Raw genomic sequence first — 21,854 nt, forward strand, 5'->3', positions numbered from 1 at the left:
AAAGCCCAATTTAGTTGGGCTTTTTTATTTTGAAGTAAGTTTTATTGCGTGTAATAAATTTTCTTTTTCTATTCGAAGAATATATTTAATAAAAAAGGTCTTGTCATTTTTGTTCTCACATTCTTTTAAAACAGATAAATATTCGCTTTTATCTTCTTTTATAGTTGCAAACACGTAACCGTTTTGCAATAATATCCAGTTCATCAATAAATTAGCAATTTGTGCATTTCCATTTTCAAAAGGATTTAGAGTAAGGATTTTTAAATGTGCCTCAGAAGCTAAAAGTATTGGATGTAAGCCATTTTTATTGGTTTCGTACCAATTAAAGAACAAGTTCATTTCTCGAATTACTAATGTATCATTTCTGTATTTTCCTGAGTTTTCAGGTTTTATTCCTCTAAGGATTAGGTTGTGTACAATAAGGAATTCCTTTTCTGTAAGAGAGGTTTTCTTTTGAATTAAGTCTTTTATATAGGCAATTGACTCCTGAAGATTTACTGCTTCAAGATGTTCGTTCATGCTTTTTCCGGGAATCGTCAAGCCTTCGTTAATTACTGATTTTGTATCTTCAAATGTCAGTGAGTTTCCGTTTAAACGATTGCTTTCAAAAATAAATTCTAATTCTAATATTTTCGAAATTCTCCGTAAATCAAAATGCTGAAATGATTGAATTTGTTTTTTTAGAGTTTCTATTTCGTCCAAAATCAACTGAATCGTCGATAAAACGGTAGAATTTATTATTTTTTTACTGTTCTGAATTTCTTGTTCTGCAAGTAATAAAGCCTTAAGAGCAAATTCATCATCTCCAATTTCATAGAGGATTTTTTCTTTAAGCCACGCAATCATTAAGGTTTCAAAATCAATTTCTAAAAGTTGAGAAAGTTTAGATATTTGATCTTTAGTTGGTTTTCTTATTCCACTCTCAAATTTGCTAATTAGAGCCTGATCAATACTTAGAATCTGTGCCACTTCTCGAGTCTTTAGCCCTTTTTGTTCTCTAGCGTTTTTAAGAAGCGTTTTCATTTAAAAATATGTTTAAAAATGTCTTGACAAATTTAGTCATTTTTGTTTTCATAAAAAAAGCAACAGATAACTATTGCTTTTAGTAATACTTTTTATTTAGGAGGAAGTGATCCGTCTTTTCTCATTTCTTTTACCACTGTTTGCATAATTGCATCAACGGTTTGACCTAAATCAGTAACGTAATCTGATTTTGTAGTTCCTGTCCAGATTAGTTTATTTTCTTTTAATGAAAAAATATTCGTTTCTACCATATACGAAGTTGTTTCCTGATAATACCCCGGATCGTAGAAGTTAGGAGAGTACATTCCGTACCAATTTCCAAAACCGTAACCATACATTCCAGTGTACATTCCGTCAAATCCACCGTAATACATTCCTGTATAAGTTCCGGGAACATATGTAGTTTCTTTATCCTTACTTACTAATCGCATTGTGATTACTCCATCAAAATTCTCGTCTTGTAAAATTTTTAGTTTTTGTTCCTTAGTAAGTTCCTTAGTAGTTTCGTTTAGATATTGATAAGAAGTCTTAAAAATAGGATTACTTGCTGCAATTCTATTCTCTGCAACTCTTCTTGAAGCTTCGTCTTTTACTAAAACAACAACTAATACTTTTTTGAAATTCTCCTGAGCAACAGTTATTTTAGGATCTCTCCAACTATTGACAATAGAAGTATTGCTACCACAACTTGAAAGTGCAAAAACAGTAATCAATAAAAATAAGTACTTCTTCATATTACATTTTTTTAGAATTATTGTAGTAAAAATACGTATAAAATGATAAAGAATACTAGTTCTGGTAAAAATAACTTTTAGTTATAAGCTTTTTTTATTCGATCTAAATCACGTTTTGTGTCTTGTTCTTTAAGAGATTCACGTTTGTCGTAATTTTTCTTTCCTTTACAAAGACCAATTTGCAATTTTGCCAATCCTTTTTCATTGGTAAACAATTTTAAAGGAACTATTGTAAGTCCTTTTGCCTGCACATTTTTATGAAGGGTTTTTAATTCTTTTTTATTCAAAAGTAATTTTCTCTCGCTTCTGGATTTATGATTAAATTGATTTCCAAAAGAATATTCTTCTATGTAAGTATTAATAGCAAAAAGTTCGAGATTACTAAATTCGCAGAAACTTTCGGTAATATTAGCTTTGCCTAATCGTATTGATTTAATTTCAGTTCCGGATAAAACAATTCCGGCAGTATAAGTGTCGATTATCTCATAATCAAATCGAGCTCTTTTATTAAGTATATTGACTGTTTTTAACATAAGTACAAATGTAAACAAAATTGGAAAACTTTGATATGTCTAAAGATAATTAAAGATTTAATTGATTTAGATTTCAATTTACTAGTTTTGTAAAAAATAAAGACCGTACTTTTTTAAAGCACGGTCTTTTTATTATTATTTAAAAAGTATAAAATGCAGAATCAATCTAAAGATCCTTTACACGGAATTACACTTCAAAAAATTTTAGAATCATTAGTTGATTATTATGGCTTTGATACATTAGGAGAATTAATTCCCGTAAAATGCTTTTTATCAAATCCTAGTATCAAATCGAGTTTAACTTTCTTAAGAAAAACGGATTGGGCTCGTAAAAAAGTAGAAGATTTATATGTAAAATCACTACCTAAGTTTACGAAGTAATTACAATTTGTAAGAAATCATAACGCCGCCACGATACGGAAGCCATTCGCCACTTTTGTTCCAGTTTGGAGATTTTTCGTATCTTCCAGGAGTTCCATCATTGTAATATCCATGATAAAAACCTTGATGCCAACCACCACCTGCAAAAATATCTATTAAAAATTTATCGCTTAATTTGATATTGTATCCGATGGTTACACCTAATCGATAACCAAAACCGTGTTCGTATTTGTTTGTGTCCCAGTAATTCCATTTTTGAATTTGATAAAAGTCAGGACCAGCATTAATACCGGCATAAAATCCATTATACTTTTCTTTGAAATGATAACGAATTTCAGGAGTTAGCGTATAAAATTCCATTGGATTATGTCCGTTAAAGGATTTCCAAAAAGAAGCCATTACATCAAAACTAAAAGTAGTTTTCTCTCCAATACTGGTTTCTATACCAACATTTGGCACACCTATTAAAGCTGTAGCAGCATTAAATTTAATAAAAGTTTGACTTTGTGATTGTATTGTAAAGAAAAGAACAAGAAGAATTAATAATTTTTTCATGGGTATATTATAAACAAATGCAAATTGCATTAATTATTTTGCGTGCAAATATAACGCATAAGAATAGTTACTATTGTTCCTTGTTTTCTTTTTTAATAAAGTTTTTTCTGTAAAAAAGAAGTCAGTGAAATTACTTTTCTAATAATGAGTAAATTACCTTATCATAAAAACGACCTTCATAAAAATCAGATTCTTTAAAATGAGCTTCTTTTACAAAGCCGCATTTTTGCAGTACTTTTTCAGAGGCAAAATTCTCAGGATCAATAACAGCTTCTATCGAATGTAATTTTAAATCTTCAAAACCAAATTTAATTAATCGGTTTACAGCTTCCGTAATTATTCCTTTTCCGTGAAATTCAGGTAACAAAATATATCCAATTTCGGCACGATAATTTTCAGGCTGCATTCTGTAATAGCCAATTATACCAAGTAGTTTAGGACTGTCTTTTAGTGTAATTGCCCAATTGATACCAACATTTGTATTTATTTTACCTTCAATCTCGGCAATAAGAACAAGAGCATCTTCGGCACTTTTCAACAAAGGCCTTGGGATGAATTTCATTGTTTCAGGATTTGAACGCAATATGAAAATATCATGTGCATCATCATTTGTAACCCTTCTTAATATTATACGTTCCGTTTCTATAACCGGAAACGGATTAAAATTGAATTCTAGCATTTCTTTACTATTTATAATATTTGTAAACTAAATTTTGCTTGGAAAGTTTGCTTGGCATTCAAAACTAAAACTCCTTCTTTTTCAAATAAATCACCAGAGTTTTCGGCAGTATCTGAATATCCAAGCCAAGGTTCAATACATATAAATGGAGCATTTTCTTTGGTCCAAATCCCTAAACTAGGAAAATCTTCAAAAGCAACCTTAATATAAGGCTTTGAGTTTTCAAGAATTGTAAGCGAATTTGACTTTAATGTTTTGAAAATTAAAGCATCGTTCTCAAATAATTTATAATTTAAAGGAACTAAACTCTCGTTGCTTTCTAAAACTTTTGTTTTGTTTGAGATTAAATCATTTTCTAAAATATAATATTCCAGAACTTCATTTTTTTCAAAATCAAGAGTATAATTTTCAAAAGATTCAGGTAATGCTATTGCAGGATGCGCTCCAATCGAAAAAGGCATTTTAGATTCACCTTCATTAATTACTTTATATTCAATGTCTAATGTAGATTCCTGAAGCGTATAGATAAGTTGTAATTCAAATGAGAAAGGATATTTTTTCAATGTTTCTTCATTATATTTTAATGAAAAAACGGCACTATTTTCGGTTTTTTCGATCAATTGAAAATCCATGTCACGAGCAAAACCGTGTCTTGGTAATTGATATTCAGTTCCGTTAATAGTATAAGTATTGTTTTTTAAAGTCCCAACAATTGGAAAAAGAACAGGCGAGTGTTTCCCCCAGAAATCAGGATTACCTTCCCAGATATATTCTTTATTCTGATTATTTTTTAATGAAAATAATTCTGCTCCCGCGTGTTTAATAGAAGCACTTATCTGTGAATTTGAAATAGTTGTATTCAATTTTTTATAGTTGAAGTAGATTAATTTTATAGATATGTAAATGTATTTTATAAATTTTATTTTTCTAAGAAAAAGCTTTAAAATATTTTTTTGATAAAATTATGCTAAAATTAAATTTATCTTTTAGGTTTTCTCTAGAAATAGCTTTTTTTTTCATTAATTTGCTACATAAACAGCTAAAAAATATGAAAAAGCATTCCTTTAAAAGCCTTTTAACCATGGCTTTCTTTGTTGGAGTTTCTTCTGTTTGGGCGCAACAAACGCCTGCGGGGACAGCAGTAAATCCAGTAAACAATTATAATTATCATGATGCGTTTGCACCAAATTTTTACACTAAAAATGGTACGCCAACGCGATCTGCAAGCGGTCAGCCAGGAGTTGAGTATTGGCAAAACAGAGCTGATTATCAGATTACAGCAAAGCTAAACGGGACTACAAACGAAATTATCGGTACAGACGAAGTTACATATACTAATAATAGTCCGGATAAATTGTCATTTGTTTGGATGTATTTAGACCAAAACTTATTCAAAGCAGATTCAAGAGGAAATGCTGTTGTGCCTTTAACAGGAAGTCGTAACGGAGCTCAAGGTCAGGTTTTTGACGGAGGAAATAAGATAAAATCAGTAAAAGTAATTTCTGTTGGAAAGAAAAAAACAGAAGTTGATGCAAAATATGTAATTACAGATACCAGAATGCAAGTTTTTCTTCCAGAAGAATTAGCTTCAAAAGGAGGTTCTGTAAAAATTAAAATCGAATTTTCATTCATCGCTCCTTTTGAAGGATCTGATAGAATGGGAGTTTTAGAAACTAAAAACGGTAAGATTTTCACAATTGCACAATGGTACCCGCGTATGTGTGTGTATGATGATGTAAGAGGTTGGAATACTGCTCCTTATTTAGGCGCTTCTGAGTTTTACTTGGAATATGGAGATTTTGATGTAAAAATTACAACTCCTGCAAATTATTACGTTGTAGGTTCTGGAGAACTATTAAATGGAGCAGAAGTATTACCTGCTGAGCAATTTAAACGTTACAAAGAAGCTTCTCTAAGTGATAAAACAGTTTCGATTCGTTCTGCTTCTGAAGTTGCTGCAACGGCGACTGCAAATGCAACGGCCGTAAAAACATGGCATTATCAAATAAAAAATGCACGTGATTTTTCTTGGGCATCATCTCCGGCTTTTATTTTAGATGGAGCCAAAATTAATTTACCAAGTGGTAAAAAAGCATTGGCATTATCAGCTTATCCTGTTGAAAGTGACGGAAAAGATGGTTACGGGCGTTCAACTGAATATGTAAAAGCAGCGATTGAAAACTATTCTAAAAGATGGTTTGAATATCCTTATCCTGTAGCAACAAACGTAGCAGGAAACGAAGGCGGAATGGAATATCCAGGAATTGTTTTTTGCGGATGGGAATCTAAAGGAAAAGATTTATGGGGAGTTACAGATCACGAATTTGGACACATTTGGTTTCCTATGATTGTAGGTTCAAACGAGAGATTATTTGCCTGGATGGATGAAGGTTTTAATACTTTTATAAATTCATTAAGTACGGCAGAATTTAACAAAGGCGAATATAATGATCCTCCAACAGATTTGCATAAAAATGCGGAGCCTTTTACAAGACCTGATTTAGAAACTATCATGAGTTCTCCTGATAATATGAAGGAAGCAAATATAGGTATGTTATGTTATTTCAAGCCAAGTTCAGGATTAATAATCTTAAGAGAGCAAATATTAGGAAAAGAGCGTTTTGATACTGCTTTCCGTACTTATGTAGAGCGTTGGGCTTACAAACATCCACAACCAGATGACTTTTTCAGATCTATGGAAAATGTTGCTGGTGAAGACTTAAGCTGGTTCTGGAGAAGCTGGTACGTTAACAACTGGCGTTTTGACCAAGGTGTAAATTCAATTAAATATGTAAAAAACGATCCGTCAAAAGGAGTTGTAATTACAGTTGAAAATTTTGATAAAATGCCAATGCCAATTGTTTTAGATGTTAAAACAAAAAGTGGTAAAGTTTCAAGAGTTACTGTTCCTGTAGAAATATGGCAACGTAACAATGTGTGGTCATTCAAACATGATTCTACAGAAGAAATTCAAAGTATAACACTTGATCCTGATCATGTTTTTCCAGATCATAATGAAGCAAATAATATCTGGACAGCCGGAAAAAGTACAATAGAAAAAGACATAATTTTAGACGGTTATTTAGGAATATATTCAACAACTAAAGCACCACTTAAAATTGAATTTACAGAAAAAAACAGCACATTAAATGCTGAGATTACAAACTATCCAAAGTTTCCTGTATCACCGGTAGAGAACGAAAAAGATACATTTGAATCAACTGGAGCTGGATTAAAATTTAAGTTTAATGAAGCAAAAACAGGATTTGATATGATAATTTTAGGCAGCGGACAATCGATTCCGTTTACTAAATAAGAATTAGAAATATACAATACTAAAATATTTAAAACCCGATAGTTATTCTATAGCTATCGGGTTTTCTTTTTGTTTCAGGTTTTCTATTTTGTTTCAAGTTTCAGGTTAAAAAAGAAACCTCAGAACCTCAGTATCTCAGAACCTTAGTAGCTTACAAAAAATAACATTACATTAAAAAAATGTTAGAATTTTAATTTTTTGTTTTGAGAATTAAAAAATAGTGTACTTTTGCACCAATGAATAAAATAAGTTTACATATAACTTCTTTGTCACGGACAAACTCACCTGTAACTTCTCCCGAAGTACGGATACTATCTCTATAGTATTCACAGAGTTTTTCGCCGCGTATTTATTTATATTCATTTTTCATTTTGAAATCACATAATTTGTCCATTGGACAAACATATCCTAAAAGTATATATTATTTTTTGAATTTTCTTAGTCAAGTTTTTGATTTTGAGAATGTTACTTCTTTTTTGTCTATTTTTATTGGATTGAATTCAGGATTTCAAACTAAACAATACGTTTTAATTTTTAACTCTAACTTCAACTATTGAAATGAAAATCTCTATTGTTGTTACTCAGGAAGAACACTTCAAATTCGCACAGGAAATTTGCGATACAATAGAATCATCTGCCTTGTTAAGAGGTACAGGGATTGCTAAAAGAACTCCTGAATACATTCAGAAAAAAATGTCGAACGGTGATGCGATGATTGCTTTGGCAGATGGAAAATTTGCAGGTTTTTGTTATATCGAAAGTTGGCAACACGGCAAGTTCGTGGCGCATTCAGGCTTAATTGTACATCCGGATTATAGAAGTTTGGGCTTGGCAAAAAAGATCAAATCAAAGGTTTTTGATTATTCTCTAAAAAGATATCCAGACGCTAAAATATTTGGAATTACAACCGGTTTGGCTGTAATGAAAATCAACTCTGATCTTGGTTACAAACCCGTGCCTTTCTCTGAACTTACGACAGATCCAAGTTTCTGGTCTGGCTGTAAAACCTGTACCAATTATGAAATTCTAAAAAGCAAAGAAAACAAAATGTGTCTTTGCACAGGAATGTTGTACGACCCGAAAGAAAAACAAAAAGATCCGCCAAGACATCCTTTTAACGAAGCCGTTTTAAGCAGATTAAAGAAAATAAAACAAGCCTTATTCTTAAATAAACTATTGTCGTTTATCTTTTTAACCTAAGAATAAATTAAAAAAGAAATCTCAAACTTGCTACATACGAAAGTATTAGCCTAAATTATAAAAAATGAAAAAAGTTGTATTAGCTTATAGTGGAGGATTAGATACCTCGTATTGTTTGAAATATTTAAAAAATGAAAAAGGATACGAAGTTCACACCGTACTTGTAGATACAGGAGGATTTGATGCTGAAGAATTATCAGCAATTGAAAAAAGAGCTTACGAATTAGGAAGCGCACAACACGCCAATTTGACTATCATTGACAAATATTATGATAAAGCTATAAAATATTTGATTTTTGGAAACGTATTAAAAAACAATACATATCCATTATCAGTAAGTGCAGAACGTGTTTTTCAGGCAATTGAAGCTATAAAATATGCTAAAAAAGTAGGAGCAAGCGCGATCGCACACGGAAGTACAGGTGCAGGAAATGATCAGATTCGTTTTGATTTAATTTTCCAAACCATCGCTCCGGAAATTGAAATTATTACACCAATTAGAGATTTAAAACTTTCAAGACAAGAAGAAGTAGATTATTTGGCTCAAAACGGAGTTCACTATTCTTGGGAAAAAGCACAATATTCTATCAATAAAGGACTTTGGGGAACAAGCGTTGGAGGAAAAGAAACCTTAACTTCAAGTCAACCGTTACCAAGTGAAGCATATCCGTCTCAATTGCAAAAAGAAGGAGAAGAAAAAGTGACTTTGCATTTTGAACAAGGAGAATTAGTGGCATTAAATGGTAAAAAAGATGCACCGGAAAATAATATTGTAAAACTTGAAAAACTGGCAAATGTTTATGCAATTGGTAGAGATATTCATGTTGGAGATACAATTATAGGAATTAAAGGAAGAGTTGGTTTTGAAGCTGCAGCTCCATTAATCATTATAAAAGCGCACCATTTATTAGAGAAACATACACTTGGTAAATGGCAACAATACTGGAAAGAACAATTAGGAAACTGGTACGGAATGTTATTTCACGAAGGTCAGTTTTTAGATCCTGTAATGAGAAACATCGAAACTTTCCTGCAAGACACACAAAAAACAGTAAACGGAACCGTAACGGTTTCATTAAAACCATATCATTTTTCGCTTGACGGAATCGAATCTAAAAATGATTTGATGAACACAGGTTTTGGTCAATACGGAGAAATGAACAATGCATGGACATCTGACGATGCAAAAGGATTTATCAAAATTCTTGGAAATGCACAAAATATATTTTCATCAGTAAACCATTTAACTCATGATTAATGTTGGAATAATTGGTGGTTCGGGCTACACAGCCGGAGAACTTATCAGAATCTTGATGTATCATCCCAATGTAAACATCGATTTTGTTTACAGTACAACCAATTCTGGTAAACCACTTTCAGTGGCGCACCACGATTTGATGGGAGATATTGAAATGAATTTTACGGATGTTGTAAATCCAAATGTAAATGTAGTTTTCTTGTGTTTAGGTCACGGAAAATCGATTTCATTTTTGGAAGAAAACAAGTTTGCAAGTCATACCAAAATCATTGATTTGGGAAATGATTTCAGATTAACGAAAGATGCTAATTTCGAAGGAAAAGAATTCATTTACGGATTGCCTGAATTAAATAAAGCGGAAATTAAAAAAGCAAATTTTATTGCAAATCCAGGTTGTTTTGCTACAGCTATTCAATTGGCTTTATTGCCTTTAGCAAAAAATAATCTATTGAAATCTGACGTTCATATTAATGCAACAACTGGAAGTACAGGTGCGGGTGTAAGTCTTGCCGAAACTTCTCATTTTAGTTGGAGAAACAATAATATGTCGCATTATAAAGCTTTTGAACACCAACATTTGGGCGAAATCAACCAAAGCGTTAATCAATTGCAAGCGGATTATTCAGATGAATTAATTTTTGTTCCGAATAGAGGCGATTTCACAAGAGGAATTTTTGCAACATTATACACAACTTATGAAGAAAGCTTAGAAGATTTAGTTGCCAAATACGAAGATTTCTATAAAAATGAACCTTTTGTAACCGTTACAACGACAAACATCAATATGAAACAAGTCGTTCAAACCAACAAATGTATCATTAGTTTATTGAAAAAAGGAAACCGGATTTTAATCACTTCAATCATTGACAACTTAACCAAAGGTGCTTCAGGACAAGCGATTCAAAACATGAATTTAATGTTCGGATTAGAAGAAACTACAGGTTTACATTTGAAACCAAGCGGATTTTAGGAAAAATTGTTTCAGGTTTAAAGTTTCAAGTTTCACGTTCTGTACGTAACTTGAAACAAGAGATATGAAACTTAACAATAGTTTCAAGTTTAATGTTTCACGTTCTCTATATAACTTGAAACATTAAACCTGAAACAAAAAAAACAAAAATTGACATGAATTTATTTAACGTATACCCACTTTATGATATAACTCCTGTAAAAGCGCTAGATTGCACAATTACAGACAATAACGGAGTGGAATATTTAGACTTATATAGCGGACATGGTGTAATTTCGATTGGCCATACGCAACCTGATTATGTAGAAAAACTAAAAAATCAATTAGATCATTTAGGATTTTATTCGAATGCAATTCAGAATCCTTTGCAGGTAGAATTGGCTCAGAAATTAGGTAAACTTTCAGGATTAGAAGATTACGAATTGTTTTTATGCAGTTCTGGAGCTGAAGCAAATGAAAATGCTTTAAAATTAGCGTCTTTCCATAACGGAAAATCAAGAGTTGTAGCTTTCGATAATTCTTTCCACGGAAGAACTTCTGCAGCCGTTGCTGTTACAGACAATAAGAAAATTGTAGCACCAATTAATGCACAACAAGTAGTTACTTTTTTACCTTTAAATCAAATCGAATTAGTTGAAGCAGAACTTGAAAAAGGAGATGTTACAGCAGTAATTATTGAAGGAATTCAAGGAGTTGGAGGTTTAGATCAAGGAACAACAGAATTTTTTCAGGCTTTAGAAAAAGCATGTAAAAAACATGATGTTGTTTTGATTTTAGACGAAGTACAATCAGGATATGGAAGAAGCGGAAAATTCTTCGCATTTCAACATCACGGAATCAACGCTGATATTATTTCAGTTGCGAAAGGAATGGGGAACGGATTTCCGGTTGGAGCCATTTTAATTTCTCCAAAATTTGAAGCAAGTTTCGGATTATTAGGAACCACTTTCGGCGGAAGCCATTTATCTTGTGCAGCAGGAATTGCGGTTCTTGACGTAATTGAAAAACTAGATTTACAAAAAAATGTAAACGAAGTTTATGAGTATTTCTTAGAAAAAATTAAAGAAGTTCCCGGAATCAAACAAGTAAAAGGAAAAGGATTAATGCTTGGAGTAGAATTTGATTTTGACGTTGCTGCTTTAAGAAAAAAACTAATCATCGAAAAACACATTTTTACAGGAAGTGCTAACAACAAAAATCTATTAAGAATTTTGCCACCATTGACAGTGAAAAAAGCTGATATTGATACTTTTATCGTAGCTTTAAAAGAAAGTTTGCAAGAACTTCAAAACTAAAGTTTACCAAATACTTTTAATTCGTTTAATCGTTTAACTGGTTAATCGATTAAACGAATTAACGACTAACCAATTAAACCAAAAAAATGAATCCATTATCAATTGAAAAACGCAATCTGGTTTTGCGCTCTATGGCAAAACTGGTCGAGCAGGAGCGGAGTCAGATTATCTTGACCAATCAGGAAGATTTATTGGCATACGACGGCTCAGATTTAGCGATGGAAGAACGCCTAAAAGTAGATGATAAAAAAGTCGACGAGATGATTTTGTCTTTGAATCAACTAGCTTCTCAGGAAGATCCGGTTGGAGTGGAGCGTTTTCATTTTGTTCATGATAATGGAATAAAAGTCATAAATAAAACAGCCGCTTTTGGCACGATTTTAATCATTTACGAATCTCGTCCGGACGTTACAATCGAAGCTGGAGGAATTGCCTTTAAATCCGGAAATAAGATTTTATTAAAAGGAGGAAAAGAAGCTTTAAAATCAAACCTGAAAATTGTTGATTTATGGCATCAGGCTTTAGCAGAAAACGGAATTTCGAAAGATTGGGTAGAATATTTGAATTATAATCGAACAGAAACTCAGGCTTTTTTAGAAAAACCAACTCAAAAAGTAGATTTAATTGTTCCAAGAGGAGGAGAAAAATTAATCGAGTTTGTAAAAGCACACGCCACTTGTCCGGTAATTGTAAGCGGACGCGGAAACAATTTTGTTTACGTTCATAAAGATGCAGATACAGATCTAGCTTTAAAAATAATTTTGAATGCTAAAACCTCTAAAATCTCGGCTTGTAATGCAGTTGACAAGGTTTTAATAGATTCTAAATTGCCCAATTTTGAAGGTTTTACAGCTATTTTAATCGAGACTTTAAAAGAATCTAATGTAGAAGTAATCGTTGATGAATCATTAAAAAGCTTTGAAGACACAGAAACACTTCAAAACGAAGATATTTGGTATGAAGAATTTTTGGATTATAAAATCGTAATCGGAACCATTGATTCTGAGGAAAATGCAATCGAAAAAGTAAATAAATATTGTGGCGGACATTCAGCAGTAATTATTACAAGAGATGACAAAGCAGCACAAGAATTTATGGACGCCGTTGATACAGCAGCCGTTTATCAAAATGCTTCAACCCGTTTCACCGATGGAGGACAATTTGGTTTAGGAGGAGAATTAGCGATAAGTACAGATAAATTACATCAAAGAGGACCAATTGGTTTGCAACATTTGGTAACCAACAAATGGTACGTGTACGGAGAAGGACAAATTAGATAATTGAGATAATTGGATAATTTGTCAATTAGATAATTAAAACTTAATTGTAGACAAAGCTTTGCGAACTTACCGTTTGTAAACACAAACAGAATAAAAAAAACCTTGCGCCCTTTGCGGTAAAAATAATACAGCATGTCAAAAAAAAGGATTTTATTAAAAATAGGAAGTAATACTTTAACCAAAGAAACCAATCATATTTCGCGGGGAAAGATCGAAGATATAGGTATGCAAATTGCTGCTCTAAATAAAGATTACGAATTTGTAATCGTAAGTTCCGGAGCCATTGCAGCCGCCAAACAATTTGTAAAACTTGAAAGCAAAGGAAAAGAAATTGCATTAAAACAAGCTTTAGCTTCAATTGGGCAACCCCATTTAATGCGGATTTTCCATGAGAATTTCAGCGATTTAGGTTTATTGACATCACAATGTTTATTGTCTTATTCAGATTTCGAAAAAGAACAATCGAAAGTAAACATTGTCAATACAATAAACGTTTTGGTCGAGAACAATTACATTCCGATTATTAATGAAAATGATACCGTTGCAACGGATGAGATTCGGTTTGGAGATAATGATAAATTAGCAGCTTTAACCGCGGTGCTGCTAAATGTTGATATTCTGATTATTGCCACCAATACAAACGGAATTTATACAAAAGATTCTATTCATGATGAAAATCCTGAAACGATTCAATTAGTAAAAGACTTAAAAGTATTAGAAAAAGAAATAGGCGAATCAAAATCATCACACGGAACAGGCGGAATGCAATCCAAAATCGAAGCAGCAGGAATCGCAAAAGCTGCCAACATCGAAACTTGGATCGTCAACGGATTAAATGATAATTTTATTCTGAAGGCATTAAAGGACGAAATTCCTTTTACGAAAATTGTGTAGAAATGTTTATTTGTTTAATCGTTAATTCGGTTAATCGATCGGGCAAATAAACAGTTAAACAAATTAACGATTAAACAATAAAAAGACATGAATTATATTTCAATAAAAGATATAGACTCATTATCAAAATGGGTAAAAAGCGCATTAAAAATCAAAAAAAATCCGCTTAAAAATCAAGACCTAGGAAAAAACAAAACCTTAGGAATGTTATTTTTCAATCCAAGTTTAAGAACGCGTTTGAGTACTCAAAAAGCCGCTATAAACTTAGGAATGAACGTTATGGTGATGAATTTTACCAACGAAGGTTGGACATTAGAATTCGAAGACGGAGCAATAATGAATTCTGGAGCTTCAGAACACATCAAAGAAGCTGCAGAAGTAGTTTCTCAATATTGTGATATCATTGCAATTCGTGCTTTCGCAGGTTTGGTAGACAAAGAAAAAGATTATGCCGAAACTGTAATTTCAGGATTTTTAAAACACGCAACAGTGCCAATTGTAAACATGGAAAGTGCTGTTCGTCATCCAATGCAATCTTTGGCAGACGCAATTACAATGGAAGAATACAAAACGAAACACAAGCCAAAAGTAGTTTTGTCTTGGGCTCCGCATCCAAAAGCATTACCACAAGCCGTTGCAAATTCATTCGTAGAAATGATGCAAATGCAAAAAGATATGGATTTTGTAATCACACATCCGGAAGGTTACGAACTAAGTCCTGAAATCACGAAAGATTGCAAAATCGAATACGATCAAAACAAAGCTTTCGAGAATGCCGATTTCGTTTACGTAAAAAACTGGAGTAACTTCAACGATTACGGAAAAGTAACCAACATAGATCCAAGTTGGACGGTTACAGCCGAAAAAATGGCATTAACCAATAACGGAAAATTCATGCACTGTCTTCCCGTTCGTCGTAACGTAATTGTAAGCGATGAAGTGATTGACAGCGAAAACTCAATCGTAATTCAGCAAGCGAATAACAGAACGTATTCTGCACAATTAGTTTTACAAAAGATTTTGAAAAAATTGTAATTTTTTGAGGTACTAAGGTTGTAAGTTTCTAAGATGCTTAGAAACTGATGAATAAAAACCTTAGTCCCTTAGAACCTTAGCAACTTAGAACCTCATGAAAAAAGTTACTTTAATAAAAATTGGTGGAAATATTATCGATAATCCAACCGAATTAGAACAATTCTTAACCGATTTTTCTAAAATCGAAGGACATAAAGTTTTAGTTCACGGCGGAGGAAAATCGGCTACAAAAATGGCACAAAGTATTGGTTTGGTTCCGCAAATGATTGACGGACGCCGAATCACAGATGCGCCAATGCTTGATGTTGTCGTTATGATTTACGCAGGACAAATCAACAAACATATTGTAGCGCAATTGCAAGCCAAAGACAATAACGCAATTGGTTTTTCTGGAGCTGATGGAAATTTAATTCAATCCACAAAACGAAATCACCCAACAATCGATTACGGATTTGTAGGCGATGTAAAGCAGGTTAATACCAAATTATTAGCGACTTTATTGGAAGCAGGAATTGTTCCGGTTTTCTGCGCCATCACACACGATAAAAACGGACAATTGTTAAACACAAATGCCGACACAATTGCAAGTGAATTGTCAATCGCAATGTCTGAAGTTTTTGACGTTACGCTTACTTATTGTTTTGAAAAACAAGGAGTTTTACAAGATTCAGAAGATGATTCATCGGTAATAACCCAAATCAACGAAGAATTATACAATAAACTAAAAGAAGAAAAAGTAATCCATTCCGGAATGATTCCCAAACTGGACAATTGCTTTAACAGTTTATCAAGAGGCGTTCAGAAAATCAAAATTGGGCATCATAAAATGCTCCAAAATTCAGATATTCCGCATACGACTATAACATTATAAAAAATGTTGCCACGAATTGACTCTAGTTTTTTCTTTTAAAAGATAAAATAATTTTAGACGTACGGTAAAAAGTTTATTTTGATTTTAAATCTTTGACAAAAAGATAATTTATGAAAATTGGTGTAATTCGTAGCAAAAAAGCACAACTGCGCAGTACTTTTAAATTTTAATTTAAGAAATTTGCGCAAATTAAAAATGTCACAGATTCAATTAAAAAACTTTGTGACTTCGTCCCGATAGTTATCGGGATCACGGCAGAGAACCTACACAACTATGAAGAATATAGAAACGCTTACCAAAGAAGCCATAGAATTATTAAAAAGTCTTATCGAAACCCCTTCATTTTCAAGCGAAGAAGATCAGACGGCACTTTTAATAGAAAATTGGTTCAATCAAAACGAAATTCCTTTTAAAAGAGAAAATAACAATGTGTGGGCTTTCAATAAATATTTCGACGAAAACAAACCGACACTTTTACTGAATTCTCACCACGATACCGTAAAACCAAACCAAGCTTACACAAACGATCCGTTTAAAGCGATCGTAAAAGATGGCAAATTATTCGGTTTAGGAAGTAATGATGCCGGAGGATGTCTGGTTTCGTTATTGGCGACTTTTGTACATTTTTATGAGAATCAAAACCTGTCTCATAATATTGTAATTGTAGCTTCCGCAGAAGAAGAAAGCAGCGGAAAAAATGGTTTAAACAGCGTTTTACAGCATTTACCAGAATTAGATTGCGCGATTGTTGGCGAACCAACTTTAATGCAACTAGCTGTTGCAGAGAAAGGTTTGTTGGTTCTTGACGTAAAAGTAAAAGGAACTGCAAGTCACGCCGCACATCAAAACGATGATAATTCAATTTACAAATCAATTCCTGTAATGGAATGGTTTAAAAACTATAAATTCGATAAAATCTCGGATGTTTTAGGTCCCGTAAAAATGACCGTAACGCAAATTAGTGCTGGAAAACAGCATAATGTAGTGCCGTCAGAATGTGATTTGGTTGTAGACATTCGTGTAACAGATCGTTATACAAATACTGAAATTCTGGATGTGGTAAAAGCAAACGTAAATGCCGAAGTAACGCCAAGATCAATGCATTTAAACGCTTCGTCTATTCCGGTTGAACATGGTTTGGTACAAGCCGGAATTGCTTTAGGAAGAACAACTTACGGATCGCCAACACTTTCAGATCAATCTGTTTTGAGTTGTCAATCTTTAAAACTTGGACCAGGCGAAACCTTGCGTTCACATTCAGCAGACGAATTTATTTTCATCAACGAAATCGAAGAAGGAATCGACTTGTATATCAAAATATTAACTGATTTCTTTAAATTATAATTTTGTTTTTTTAGAATTAAGATCTTTGTTATGAGAGAAAAATTTGATAAGTGGATACAAGTAAATAAAAAGTCTATTTCTAAATCTGAGAAGTATTCAAAAACTATAACTACTATTTCAAATCATTTTAAAAAGTCTTTAGAAAGAAATATTGATTTATATAAAATTATAAAGTCTGAAGAAATTCTTAAACTTAAAGAAGAATATTTTAGTTACGCTGAATTTCTTTCAAAAAATAAAAGAGGAAATAGAATGTATAGTCGTTCATTAGATTTATATATTGAATTTCTAGAAGATGAAGGAATTTTGCTGGAAATTGAAAAAATTGAAAATGATCCTAATTTAAGAGAGTTAGAAAAAAAAGCAATCATTTTAAGCAGAATTGGACAAGGTAAATATAGAAATGATTTAATAAAAATTTGGAAAGGCTGTTCATTGTCAGGTTATAAAGATGTTAGGTTTCTAATAGCATCACATATAAAGCCATGGAAAGTATCTAACAATGACGAAAAAGTAGATAAATTTAATGGACTTTTACTTTTACCGACTTATGATAAATTATTTGATTTAGGATTTATCACTTTTGATAAAGGTGGATTTATTAAGATTTCAAAAGAATTAGAAGACATTGAAAAAATTGGTATAAATGAAAAGATGAAAATCAAATTAAAAGAAGGTAATTTAAAGTATTTAGAGTTTCATTACAATAACATCTTCAAAAAAACAGTAATATAATAGAAACATTTGTTTCCAAAAAATCTAAAAAACTAAGTTATGAAACTTTGGGAAAAAGGAATACCAACAGATAAACAAATCGAGCATTTCACAGTAGGAAACGATCGTGAACTGGATTTGGTTCTTGCAAAATACGATGCTTTAGGTTCTATTGCACACGCTAAAATGTTGGGTCAAATTGGTTTATTAACTAAAGAAGAAACAACTTCTCTGGTTGATGCCTTAAACGAAATCATTGCTGACGTTGCAAAAGGAAACTTCGTAATCGAAGACAGTTTTGAAGACGTACATTCCAAAATAGAATATTTATTGACTGTAAAACTTGGCGATGCCGGAAAGAAAATCCACACTGCACGTTCTCGTAACGATCAGGTTTTAGTAGATGTTCATTTATATCTAAAAGACGAATTAAAAGCCTTAAAAGAACAAGTAAAAACATTGTTTGATTTGTTAATGGAATCGGCAGAAAAACACCAAAATGTTTTATTGCCAGGATATACGCACTTGCAAATCGCCATGCCATCGTCATTCGGAATGTGGTTTTCTGCTTACGCTGAAAGTTTTATTGACGATATTACAATGTTGAATGCAGCTTCAAAAATCGTTGATCAAAATCCGTTAGGTTCTGCTGCAGGTTACGGAAGTTCGTTTCCAATCAACAGAACATTTACAACTCAGGAATTAGGTTTTGAAACCTTGAAATTCAATGCCGTTGCAGCACAAATGAGCCGCGGAAAAGCAGAAAAAACTGTTGCATTTGCAATGGCAAGTGTTGCAGGAACCTTATCAAAATTCGCAATGGACGTTTGTTTGTACATGAGCCAAAATTTTGATTTTATTGGTCTTCCGGCGCATCTTACAACAGGATCGAGCATTATGCCACACAAGAAAAATCCGGATGTTTTTGAATTAATCAGAGGAAAATGCAACAAGATTCAGGCACTTCCATACGAAATCACTTTAATTACGAATAATCTACCAAGTGGTTATCACAGGGATTTGCAACTTTTGAAAGAAGGTTTATTTCCAGCGCTTCAAAATCTGAAAGCATGTTTAGATATTGCGATTTTCTCAGTAAAAGATATTACAGTAAAAGACAATATTTTAAAAGATAAAAAATACGATTATCTGTTTACAGTAGATACTTTAAACGAAATGGTTGTTGCAGGAATGCCATTCAGAGATGCATACAAAGCCGTTGCAGAACAATTGGAAGTAGGAACTTATCAATCGCCAAAAGAAACAAAACACACACACGAAGGAAGTATTAATAATTTGTGTCTGGATGCTATTAAAGATAAAATGAAAGCAGCTTATTAATTGTTGATTGTTAATTGTAAAATGTAAAACGATTACTATTCATAAAAAAACGAAATCCCGAATCTTTGATTCGGGATTTCGTTTTTAAGCATAATCTATAATCTATAATCTATAATCTATAATCTATAATCTATAATCTATAATCTATAATCTATAATCTAAAATATTTCACAATATTCATCTTACAAATAAAAACACTATTTTTGATTTGCACTTTTATAAAAGTAACTATGAATAAGTTTGACGACCAAGCCACTAAAACGCTTTTCGATAGAAATTTAATAACAGAGAATCAGTATCAGGAAATAAGTTCCTATCGCAATCTGAATATTTTTTCGCTAAATGCCGAATTAAAGTTTTTCCTCTATTTATCGGTTTTGTTATTTACATCAGGAATCGGAATTTTGATTTATGAAAACATCGATAGTATTGGTCATATTGCCATACTTTCGTTATTATTAATTGTCATTGCAGTTTGTTTTTATTACTGTTTTAAAAACGCAAAAGGCTTTCAGAAATCCGAAACCACTTTTGAACATCCTGTTTTAGAATATTTAGTTTTATTGGCAAATATCTTGACTTGTATTTTTATAGGTTATTTGCAATTTCAGTACAAACCATTCGGAACACATTACGGATTAGCAACTTTAATTCCAACGGTTGTCAGTTTCTTTTGTGCGTATTATTTCGATAATAAAAGTGTTTTAACTATTGCTATAACTGGTTTAGCGGCTTATATTGGACTTTCGGTAACGCCCCAGGATTTATTGAATAACAGTTATTTTTATGCAAATCAAACTTTAAGTTATTCTGCAATAATGCTGGGAGTTTTACTCATTTTATGGACAGTTTACAGCACAAGAATTCAGTTAAAAAAGCATTTTACTATTATCTATCTAACATTTGCTTTGCACATTATAAGTATCGCATCAATCAACAGCTTAGTTGATTATTACAGTGAAGGTATTTGGTTGATTTTTGCTTTTGTTCTGGCAGGTTCATCGTATTATTTTTATAAAGTAAGTCATAATCTCAAGGCGATTTCGTTGTATGTTTTTATGATCGTCTATGCTTATATCGGTTTTAATATCTTCTTGTTCCGAGTTTTTGAGCATGTTGATTTTTCAGATATTTGGGAGTTATTTATTTTAATTCTTCCAATTTATTTCATTGGCTCGATAGTCTTATTTATTAAACTTATTAAAAACTTCAATAAAGAAATTGCAAAATGATAGTATACGATAAACAATTTTTAGATGATTTAGCTTTGCTTGGAGAAGCAAATTCTTTGAAAGAAGCGGGTTTTATAAGTAAAGAACAAAGAGATTTAATCAAAAAAGAACTTCCGGATTTTAGAGGAAATAGTAATATTTTGGTTCGATTAGGATTCTTTTTGTTGGGAGCATTTCTATATTTATCGGTATGTGGCGCAATTTCGTTATTAGGTCTTAGTGGAGAACAATCCTTTTTCAATGTTTGTTGTTATATTTTTGCTATTGTTGGTTTTGTCGGAGCAGAATTTTTAGCCAATCACAAATATTATGGACACGGATTAGAAGATGCATTTTGTCTCGGAGCGATTCTAAATGTTGGTTTTGCGATTGCCATCACTACAGAAGGATATGAATTGGTAATTGCGGTATTTGTTGCAATTGCTTCTTTCGTAATGTACATAAGATATTTACATTTATTGTCTTTGCTTGTTTTTTGTTTAGCTACTTCGGCTGTTTTATTTTATGGATTATTTGAATTTGGTCCTGTCGGAAAAACTATTTTGCCATTTGCAGCAATGTTAGTTTCCGCTGCATTTTACTTTTTAACTAAAAAAGCGATTAGTAATCTCAAGGAAAGGTATTACTATAATGGGCTTTTGCTTGCCAATAGTTTCTGTTTAGTATTATTTTATCTTTCTTGTAATTATCTTGTAGTTAGAGAACTTTCTGTAATGCTTTTAGGAAATGAAATACTTCCAGGAAAAGATATTCCGTTTGCCATATTTTTTTATGCGTTTACTTTTATTGTTCCCGTTGTTTATTTGGTGCAAGCCTTAAAAACAAAAGACAGAATCATGCTTTGGATTAGTTTTCTGGCTATTGGATTTTCAATTTATACGATCAGATTCTATTATTCAGTTTTACCAATAGAAGTCGCATTAACTCTGGGCGGATTGGTTTTGTTTGCAATCGCTTATTTTTCTATTAGAAATTTAAAAAATAAAGAAACTGGATTAACTTTTAAACCGGACAGAATTAATAGTTCGAATGCGTTTCTAAATGCCGAAGCCTTAATTGTAGCTTCAACAGTTGGTTTAAAACCAGAAATGAAATCAGAATCTCCAATGGATTTTGGAGGCGGAGGTTTTAGCGGAGGAGGTTCAGAGGGAACTTTCTAGTGAATTGTTAATTGTTGATGATTGATTATTAATTATAAA

21 protein-coding genes are annotated in these 21,854 nt (G+C 32.1%); 15 read left to right on the top strand and 6 right to left on the bottom strand.

From position 1 onward, the window contains the following. Positions 1-24 precede the first annotated feature (24 nt). The 3 genes from CLU81_RS22405 to smpB form a co-directional block, all read right to left on the bottom strand. A complete protein-coding gene (locus CLU81_RS22405; protein ID WP_099711844.1) occupies positions 25-1,023 on the bottom strand; it encodes a helix-turn-helix domain-containing protein in 999 nt (332 codons plus the stop codon). Between the two features lie 92 nt (positions 1,024-1,115). Then, positions 1,116-1,757 carry a hypothetical protein gene (locus CLU81_RS22410; protein WP_099711845.1) on the bottom strand — a complete coding sequence of 214 codons (642 nt, stop codon included), beginning with the start codon at positions 1,755-1,757 and terminating at the stop codon, positions 1,116-1,118. A gap of 77 nt (positions 1,758-1,834) precedes the next feature. After that, entirely contained in the window at positions 1,835-2,290 is a 456-nt protein-coding gene (gene smpB / locus CLU81_RS22415; RefSeq protein WP_099711846.1) for an SsrA-binding protein SmpB, read from the bottom strand. Between the two features lie 153 nt (positions 2,291-2,443). On the opposite strand from smpB, the gene CLU81_RS22420 reads away from it, so the two are divergent. Further along, positions 2,444-2,671: a VF530 family DNA-binding protein gene (locus tag CLU81_RS22420; RefSeq protein ID WP_099711847.1), complete on the top strand. Its 228-nt coding sequence runs from the start codon at positions 2,444-2,446 to the stop codon at positions 2,669-2,671. Here CLU81_RS22420 and CLU81_RS22425 read toward each other — a convergent pair whose 3' ends face one another. The 3 genes from CLU81_RS22425 to CLU81_RS22435 all read right to left on the bottom strand — a co-directional run bounded on the left by CLU81_RS22425 (position 2,672) and on the right by CLU81_RS22435 (position 4,768). Further along, positions 2,672-3,226 carry a DUF3575 domain-containing protein gene (locus tag CLU81_RS22425; RefSeq protein ID WP_099711848.1) on the bottom strand — a complete coding sequence of 185 codons (555 nt, stop codon included), beginning with the start codon at positions 3,224-3,226 and terminating at the stop codon, positions 2,672-2,674. A 130-nt stretch (positions 3,227-3,356) separates the two neighbouring features. After that, positions 3,357-3,905, bottom strand: a complete 549-nt coding sequence (locus CLU81_RS22430) for a GNAT family N-acetyltransferase (protein WP_099711849.1) — start codon at positions 3,903-3,905, stop codon at positions 3,357-3,359. 11 nt (positions 3,906-3,916) lie between these two features. Further along, positions 3,917-4,768, bottom strand: a complete 852-nt coding sequence (locus tag CLU81_RS22435) for an aldose 1-epimerase family protein (protein WP_099711850.1) — start codon at positions 4,766-4,768, stop codon at positions 3,917-3,919. Positions 4,769-4,953: 185 nt separating this feature from the next. Between CLU81_RS22435 and CLU81_RS22440 the strand changes: the two genes are divergently transcribed. From CLU81_RS22440 to CLU81_RS22505, 14 genes are all read left to right on the top strand, one after another. After that, positions 4,954-7,221, top strand: a complete 2,268-nt coding sequence (locus CLU81_RS22440) for a M1 family metallopeptidase (RefSeq protein ID WP_099711851.1) — start codon at positions 4,954-4,956, stop codon at positions 7,219-7,221. 558 nt (positions 7,222-7,779) lie between these two features. Continuing rightward, positions 7,780-8,421 carry a GNAT family N-acetyltransferase gene (locus tag CLU81_RS22445; protein WP_099711852.1) on the top strand — a complete coding sequence of 214 codons (642 nt, stop codon included), beginning with the start codon at positions 7,780-7,782 and terminating at the stop codon, positions 8,419-8,421. Between the two features lie 64 nt (positions 8,422-8,485). After that, complete coding sequence (locus CLU81_RS22450; RefSeq protein ID WP_099711853.1) at positions 8,486-9,679, top strand: argininosuccinate synthase; 1,194 nt, start codon at positions 8,486-8,488, stop codon at positions 9,677-9,679. Beyond that, a complete protein-coding gene (gene argC, locus CLU81_RS22455) occupies positions 9,672-10,649 on the top strand; it encodes an N-acetyl-gamma-glutamyl-phosphate reductase (protein WP_099711854.1) in 978 nt (325 codons plus the stop codon). Before CLU81_RS22450 ends, argC begins: the two co-directional genes overlap by 8 nt. Positions 10,650-10,804: 155 nt before the next feature. Further along, the gene (locus tag CLU81_RS22460; RefSeq protein ID WP_099711855.1) at positions 10,805-11,944 is read left to right on the top strand and encodes an aspartate aminotransferase family protein; all 1,140 of its coding nucleotides are present in this window, start codon (positions 10,805-10,807) and stop codon (positions 11,942-11,944) included. Positions 11,945-12,030: 86 nt separating this feature from the next. Next, the gene (locus CLU81_RS22465) at positions 12,031-13,224 is read left to right on the top strand and encodes a glutamate-5-semialdehyde dehydrogenase (RefSeq protein WP_099711856.1); all 1,194 of its coding nucleotides are present in this window, start codon (positions 12,031-12,033) and stop codon (positions 13,222-13,224) included. A 132-nt stretch (positions 13,225-13,356) separates the two neighbouring features. Beyond that, a complete protein-coding gene (proB, locus tag CLU81_RS22470; protein ID WP_099711857.1) occupies positions 13,357-14,118 on the top strand; it encodes a glutamate 5-kinase in 762 nt (253 codons plus the stop codon). Between the two features lie 87 nt (positions 14,119-14,205). Further along, positions 14,206-15,153, top strand: a complete 948-nt coding sequence (locus CLU81_RS22475) for an N-acetylornithine carbamoyltransferase (RefSeq protein ID WP_099711858.1) — start codon at positions 14,206-14,208, stop codon at positions 15,151-15,153. A gap of 94 nt (positions 15,154-15,247) precedes the next feature. Continuing rightward, complete coding sequence (argB, locus tag CLU81_RS22480; protein ID WP_099711859.1) at positions 15,248-16,024, top strand: acetylglutamate kinase; 777 nt, start codon at positions 15,248-15,250, stop codon at positions 16,022-16,024. Between the two features lie 273 nt (positions 16,025-16,297). After that, the gene (locus CLU81_RS22485; protein ID WP_099711860.1) at positions 16,298-17,368 is read left to right on the top strand and encodes a M20 family metallo-hydrolase; all 1,071 of its coding nucleotides are present in this window, start codon (positions 16,298-16,300) and stop codon (positions 17,366-17,368) included. Positions 17,369-17,398: 30 nt separating this feature from the next. Beyond that, positions 17,399-18,103 (top strand): HNH endonuclease, encoded by a 705-nt coding sequence (locus CLU81_RS22490; RefSeq protein WP_099711861.1) that lies wholly within the window; start codon positions 17,399-17,401, stop codon positions 18,101-18,103. Between the two features lie 39 nt (positions 18,104-18,142). Further along, positions 18,143-19,423, top strand: a complete 1,281-nt coding sequence (gene argH / locus CLU81_RS22495; RefSeq protein ID WP_099711862.1) for an argininosuccinate lyase — start codon at positions 18,143-18,145, stop codon at positions 19,421-19,423. Between the two features lie 230 nt (positions 19,424-19,653). Then, positions 19,654-20,655, top strand: a complete 1,002-nt coding sequence (locus tag CLU81_RS22500) for a DUF2157 domain-containing protein (protein ID WP_099711863.1) — start codon at positions 19,654-19,656, stop codon at positions 20,653-20,655. Further along, a complete protein-coding gene (locus CLU81_RS22505; RefSeq protein ID WP_099711864.1) occupies positions 20,652-21,815 on the top strand; it encodes a hypothetical protein in 1,164 nt (387 codons plus the stop codon). Before CLU81_RS22500 ends, CLU81_RS22505 begins: the two co-directional genes overlap by 4 nt. The last annotated feature ends 39 nt before the right edge of the window (positions 21,816-21,854 follow it).

Origin of the sequence: Flavobacterium sp. 9, assembly GCF_002754195.1 — a bacterium.
Taxonomy (GTDB): Bacteria; Bacteroidota; Bacteroidia; order Flavobacteriales; family Flavobacteriaceae; genus Flavobacterium.